5 protein-coding genes are annotated in these 6,194 nt (G+C 33.6%); 4 read left to right on the plus strand and 1 reads right to left on the minus strand.

Going from position 1 to position 6,194, the window contains the following annotated elements; all coding sequences use genetic code 11:
* Positions 1-208: 208 nt before the first annotated feature.
* The gene (locus RR539_RS10000) at positions 209-952 is read left to right on the plus strand and encodes a peptidylprolyl isomerase (RefSeq protein WP_332474888.1); all 744 of its coding nucleotides are present in this window, start codon (positions 209-211) and stop codon (positions 950-952) included.
* 38 nt (positions 953-990) lie between these two features.
* On the opposite strand, the gene hpt is transcribed toward RR539_RS10000, so the two are convergent.
* A complete protein-coding gene (hpt, locus tag RR539_RS10005; protein WP_332474887.1) occupies positions 991-1,515 on the minus strand; it encodes a hypoxanthine phosphoribosyltransferase in 525 nt (174 codons plus the stop codon).
* A gap of 226 nt (positions 1,516-1,741) precedes the next feature.
* Between hpt and hflX the strand changes: the two genes are divergently transcribed.
* From hflX to RR539_RS10020, 3 genes are all read left to right on the plus strand, one after another.
* Entirely contained in the window at positions 1,742-3,544 is a 1,803-nt protein-coding gene (gene hflX, locus RR539_RS10010; protein WP_332474886.1) for a GTPase HflX, read from the plus strand.
* 19 nt (positions 3,545-3,563) lie between these two features.
* Positions 3,564-4,853 carry an amidohydrolase gene (locus RR539_RS10015; protein ID WP_332483808.1) on the plus strand — a complete coding sequence of 430 codons (1,290 nt, stop codon included), beginning with the start codon at positions 3,564-3,566 and terminating at the stop codon, positions 4,851-4,853.
* 126 nt (positions 4,854-4,979) lie between these two features.
* The gene (locus RR539_RS10020; protein ID WP_332500390.1) at positions 4,980-6,173 is read left to right on the plus strand and encodes an NAD(P)/FAD-dependent oxidoreductase; all 1,194 of its coding nucleotides are present in this window, start codon (positions 4,980-4,982) and stop codon (positions 6,171-6,173) included.
* Positions 6,174-6,194 lie beyond the last annotated feature (21 nt).

Genomic DNA, 6,194 nt, shown 5'->3' on the forward strand with positions numbered 1-6,194 from the left:
AACCGATAGGTTGGAGGTTCGAGTCCTCTCCGCGGAGCCATTTTTATTTTTTGACTAATTTTTGTGTATTAAGGTGACAATGGTAAATTAATAACTTATCTTGTCACTATTTTTATATATTTAGGGGAACATTTTTTTGTATAATAGATGATTTTATAATATAATGAATAGTATAACCTAAATAAATTACTGTTTAAGGAGATTTAACATGGAAAATAAAGTATTAGCCGTTGTTAATGGCAGAGAAATTACAGAGGCAGACCTACAAGCTGCTTTAGAAAAGTTTCCACCAGAAAGAAGAACTCAACTTGAATCAGAGGATGGAATGAAATATCTTTTAGAGCAAGTTGCATCATGGGAACTTCTATATGCTCATGCAGTAGAACAAGGAATCGAAAACAGAGATGAATATAAGAGCCAAATTGAAGATGCTAAGAGAGGAATCCTTTCACAAATCGCTATCAATGATACTTTATCAGAAGTAAAAGTTTCAGATGAAGAGATTTCAGAATTCTATGAAGCAAATAAGGATAACTTTACAGATGCAGCTCAAGTACAAGCTAGTCATATATTAGTTGATACTGAAGAAAAGGCTAACGAAATTGTTGCTGAAATTAATGATGGTCTAAGCTTTGCAGAAGCTGCTAAGAAGTACTCATCATGCCCATCAGGAGCACAAGGTGGATCACTAGGTTCATTTGGACGTGGAATGATGGTTCCTGAGTTTGAAGATGCTGCATTCGCTCTAAACGTTGGAGAGCTTAGCTCACCAGTTAAGACTCAGTTTGGATACCATTTAATAGTAGTAGACGAAAAGCTTCCTGAAAGAGTTAAGTCATTAGAAGAGGTTAAGCCTCAAATAATGAATAACCTAATTCAATCAGGTCAACAAAAAGCATATGTTGGACTAATTGAAGATCTTAAGAGTAAGTATAACTACGAAGTAAAATAGTCAAAAAGAAAAAGCCTGAGGAAACTCAGGCTTTTATTTTATGATTCCCAGTTAAATACGTAAGGAATGTTTCTGTAATAATCTCCGTAGTTAAGACCATATCCAACAACGAAAACATCATCTATAGTGAAACAAGTATAATCAGGGTCAATTTCAACCTTTCTTCTGCTAGGCTTATCAAGTAGAACACATGATTTAATACTTGCTGGGTTACGCTGTGCTAAATACTCCTTAACGAACTTCATAGTTGTACCAGTGTCAACTATATCGTCTACGATAAGAACATCATATCCTTCAATGTTATCAGCTATGTCTTGAACAACTTGAACACTACCAGTTGATACTTCTCCATGTCCATAGCTTGATGTTGACATAAAGCCTATGTTAACAGGAACAGTAATCTCTCTAACTAGGTCAGCTGCAAATATGAAGCTTCCACGTAGAAGTGAAAGTACATATAGCTTCTTTCCTGCATAGTCTTCTGAGATAACTTTGGCTACTTCTGTAATTCTTTCTGCAATTTGTTCTTTAGAAAAAAGAACATTCTCTTTCTTATTTTCCAATATATTCCCCTCCTTGTATCTTCAGTCTACAACATGTTAATAATCACTAATATAAGCTAAAGTTAAATAGTTGTCAAGGAAATAGGAGTAAGTTACTCATATCATTTTTAAATAAGTTATATCAGTAAGTTTAAGCCTATGAATAAGTATAAATTGTATTTACAGTAGTGTATAATAATAGATAGTAAAGAGAGAGATTTTCTAAGGAAAAAACAAGGAGGAAACTATGATAAGAGGAAACATTGTAGGTGTTAAAAAAACCTATATTAATCTACTAGAGCAAATATTCGATATAGAAACACATAAGAATTCTATAGTTGACGAAGAAATAGTGAATATTATATCCTCTATTACAGGTGAGATTAATAGAGAGATTTCAGTATACATAAATAGACGTGGAAAGGTTTTAGATGTTGCAATTGGAGATGGTAACTCTGTTAACCTTGAAGATATTACAGAGAGAAGATCATCAGAGTTTCTTAATGGAATAAGATGTATACATACTCACCCTAATGGTAATGGGGAGGTTTCAAGTGTCGATTTAACAGCACTTGTTAATTTGAAATTTGATCTTATGGTGGCTGTAGGAGTTAAGGACTCAAAGCCAGATAATTTTTCATTTGCGATTATTAATCCGATAGATGGGAAGTTATCTAAGGAGTCTGTTTTTGAGGGGCCATTTTCTATGAATATGCTTCCTAATATTGATGTGCTTAATATCATATCATATATAGAGGAAAGACTTTATGATAAGATTTACGCTAATCTTGATAAGGAAACTGAACAGGTTATTCTTGTAGGTACGTTAAGTGATGATATGTATTCTTCAGAGGAATCACTAGAGGAGCTAGAGGAGCTTGTAAACACTGCTGGAGGAGAGGTTTTATCTAAGGTTATACAAAACAAGTCTAAGATTGACCCATCATTTTACATAGGAACAGGTAAGGTTAAAGAAATTGCACTACTTCGCCAAACGCTTATGGCCCACACTGTTGTTTTTGACGATGAATTAAGTGGTGCACAGGTTAGAAACCTTGAGAGGGAAATTGGTTGTAAGGTTATAGATAGAACAACTTTAATTCTTGATATATTTGCTCAAAGGGCAATATCTAAAGAAGGAAAACTGCAGGTAGAACTTGCGCAGCTAAAATATAGACTTCCAAGGCTTATAGGTGCTGGTGGGGCACTATCTAGAACAGGTGGAGGAATAGGAACAAGAGGCCCTGGTGAGAAAAAACTTGAGCTTGATAGACGTAGAATTAAAAGAGAACTACTTGATCTAGAAAGGCAGCTTAAGGAAGTTAAGAAAACAAGAAATCTTCAAAGAGAAAGAAGAAAGTCTAAGGAGATACCAGTTATATCTTTAGTTGGATACACTAACGTAGGTAAGTCTACTATTAGAAATAAGCTTTGTGATATGGCAGGAGTCGAAAAGGAAAAGGTTCTTGAAGCAAATATGCTATTTGCAACACTTGATACAACAACAAGAAGCATATCCCTTCCATCAGGTAAGGAATGTCTTATTTCAGATACAGTAGGATTTATAAGAAAGCTTCCACATGACCTTGTAGAAGCATTTAAGTCTACCTTAGAAGAAATAGTATACAGTAATTTAGTAGTCCATGTAGCTGATATTTCAAGCGAAAATGTAATTGCTCAAATTAATACGGTAGATGAAGTTCTTAAGGAAATTGGAGCTGAGGATAAGGAAACTATACTTGTACTTAATAAGGTGGATAAGGTAGATGAGGATATGCTTTCTTTAATGAGGGCTAAGTATAAGGATGCACTTTATATATCAGCTAAGGGTGATATAAATTTAGATCAGCTACTTAAAGTAATTGAAGAAAAGGTATATAAAAGCTTTATTCAGGTAAAATTAATGGTACCGTATACAGATGGAAGTGTTATATCATATCTACATAATAATAAATGTGTAGAAAGTGAAGAATATACAGAAGAGGGTATCTTAGTTAGTGTTAATACTACACAAGATATTATTGGAAGAGTGAAGGATTACTTAATTTAAGGATTTGGAGTGGTATTGTATGAGTATCTTAATAAATAATGTTTCAATTATAACAATGGATGGCAAGGACAATATACTAAACAAAGGATATATACTTATAAGTGGTAACACTATAGAGAAGGTAGAATCAGGGGAATATGAGGGACCTATTACATCACTTAAGGTTATTGATGGAGAGGGATGCATTGCTATGCCAGGTCTTATTAACATGCATACCCATGTACCTATGACTTTACTTAGAGGATATGGAGAGGGACTTCCGCTTATGAAGTGGCTTAACGAAAGAATATTTCCTTTTGAAGCTAAGATGACCAAGGATGATGTATATATAGGAAGCCTACTTGGAATAGTAGAAATGATTAAAAGCGGTACAACAACATTTGTTGATATGTATTATAAGCTATCAGAGATAGCTAACGCAGCTAAAGATATGAATATAAGAGCATTCCTTGGGAATACCATAATTGGTGATGATTATAAGAAGCAAATTGATAAGACAATATCACTTAAAGAAAATATTCAAAGTGACCTTGTTAATATAACTCTTGCACCACACTCACCATATACATGTTCTACAGAGGCATTAATTATGGTATCTGAAGCAGGTAGAGTTAACAATATTCCTATTCAGATTCATTTATCAGAATCTAGGGAAGAGATAGATACAATTAAGGCATCACATAAGGTATCTCCTATTAAGTACTGCAATGATATAGGGTTATTTGAAGGGAACAAAGTTATAGCTGCACATTGTATTCATATTGATGAAGATGATATGAAGATACTTAAGGATAATAAAGTAGCTATGGTAGTTAATCCTCAAAGCAATATGAAGCTTGCAAGTGGAACAGCACCTGCTATAGATGCAAAGCGTAAGGGTGTTAATATTTGCCTTGGAACAGATGGACCTTCAAGTAACAATAGTCTTAATATGGTTGAGGAAATGAAGGTGTTTTCTCTAGTTCAGAAGCTTTTTAATTCTAATGCTAATGTAATGGATCCATATACAACTTTAGAAATTGCAACGGTTAATGGTGCTAAGGCACTTGGTATGGAGGATTCCCTTGGTAAGATTAAGGAAGGGTATCTGGCTGATATTATATTAATAGACACAAAAAAACCCCACTTAACTCCATGCTTTAATTATTATGCTAACATTGTGTATTCAGCACAGGGAAGTGACATTAAAACATCTATAATTAATGGTAAGATTGTTATGAAGGATTATAAGATTAAATTAGTAGATGAAACCATACTTATGGAGAGAGCTCAGAATGCTGTTAATAGCATTTTAAGTAGACTTAAGTAGCATAGTAACCTAGCTATAATAATATATATAGCTAGGTTTTAATTTTTTGCTTAATATTTAACAAATTATATGGTATTATATACTAAATACTACATAATAATTATTATTAACAAAAGGGGTGTAATTTTGGATAAAATTGTAATAGTAGGTTCAGGGGTTGCAGCATTAACAGCTGCAGAATCAATAAAAATCAAAAATCCTAAAATGCCGGTAATAGTAATCGGCCAGGAAGAATATCTTCCATATAATAGAATGAGACTTAGTAAGGCTCTATCAGATGGACTAAGTGTTGATTCGATACTACTTAAGGGGCAAGATTTTTACACAGACAATGGTATTGGATTTATTAAGGGATGTAAGGTTACAGCTATTAATACAGTTGAAAAGATTGTAGAAACGTCTCTTGGGCTTAAAATAGACTATTCTAAGCTAATACTAGCTAATGGAAGTAGTCCATTTATTCCTTCAATAGAAAATGTTAATATAAACGGAGTATTTTCTATTAGAGAATTTAATGATGTAGTTAAGATCAAGGATTATATTAAAGAGAACAATGTTAAGGATGTTGCAGTTATAGGTGGAGGCTTACTTGGAATAGAAGCAGCATATAGCTTAGCATCAAGCGGACAAGGGTTCAACGTTAATATTATTCAAAACTCAGCTGCTGTATTATCAAGACAGGTAGATGTTGAAGGTGGAAATCTTCTAGAGAATATTATGGGTGAAAACTCAATTAAGGTTCATAAAAATGCTGATACTAAGAAAATACTTGGAAGCAGTAATGTTCAGGGCATTGAAATAGCAGATGGTAGAGTAATAGATGCTCAAATGGTTATAATATCAGCAGGTGTTAGAGCTAATTTATCAATTGCTAAGGATGCTTCCATTGAAACAGGTAGGGGAGTTAAGGTTAACGAATTTATGGAAACTTCAGTAGCTGATGTTTATGCAGCTGGAGATGTTGCAGAATTTAATGGTAAGACTCCAGGATTATGGCCAATAGCAACAGAGCAGGGTAGAATAGCAGGTCTTAATGCAGTTGGGGAGAAAACAGCATATAAGCCTATAATTCCATCAAGTATGCTTATGGTAATGGGTATTAACCTATTCTCAGTAGGTGATATATCATCTGAAGGACTAACTGCAATTAAGTATGAAGAAGGAAAATATACTAAGTTATTCTTCAATAATGGAGTATTAGTAGGAGCTGTTCTTATCGATAATCCAGCTAAGTCATTTGCAATTAAGGCAGCAATTGATAGGAAGAGAGATTTTAGCAAGGAAATTTCAGAGGGTTCTGATATATATCAAGCTCTTTAATATAAAAATTAAAAATAAACC

This window comes from Clostridium sp. (assembly GCF_036639235.1).
Classification (GTDB): domain Bacteria; phylum Bacillota; class Clostridia; order Clostridiales; family Caloramatoraceae; genus Clostridium_AB.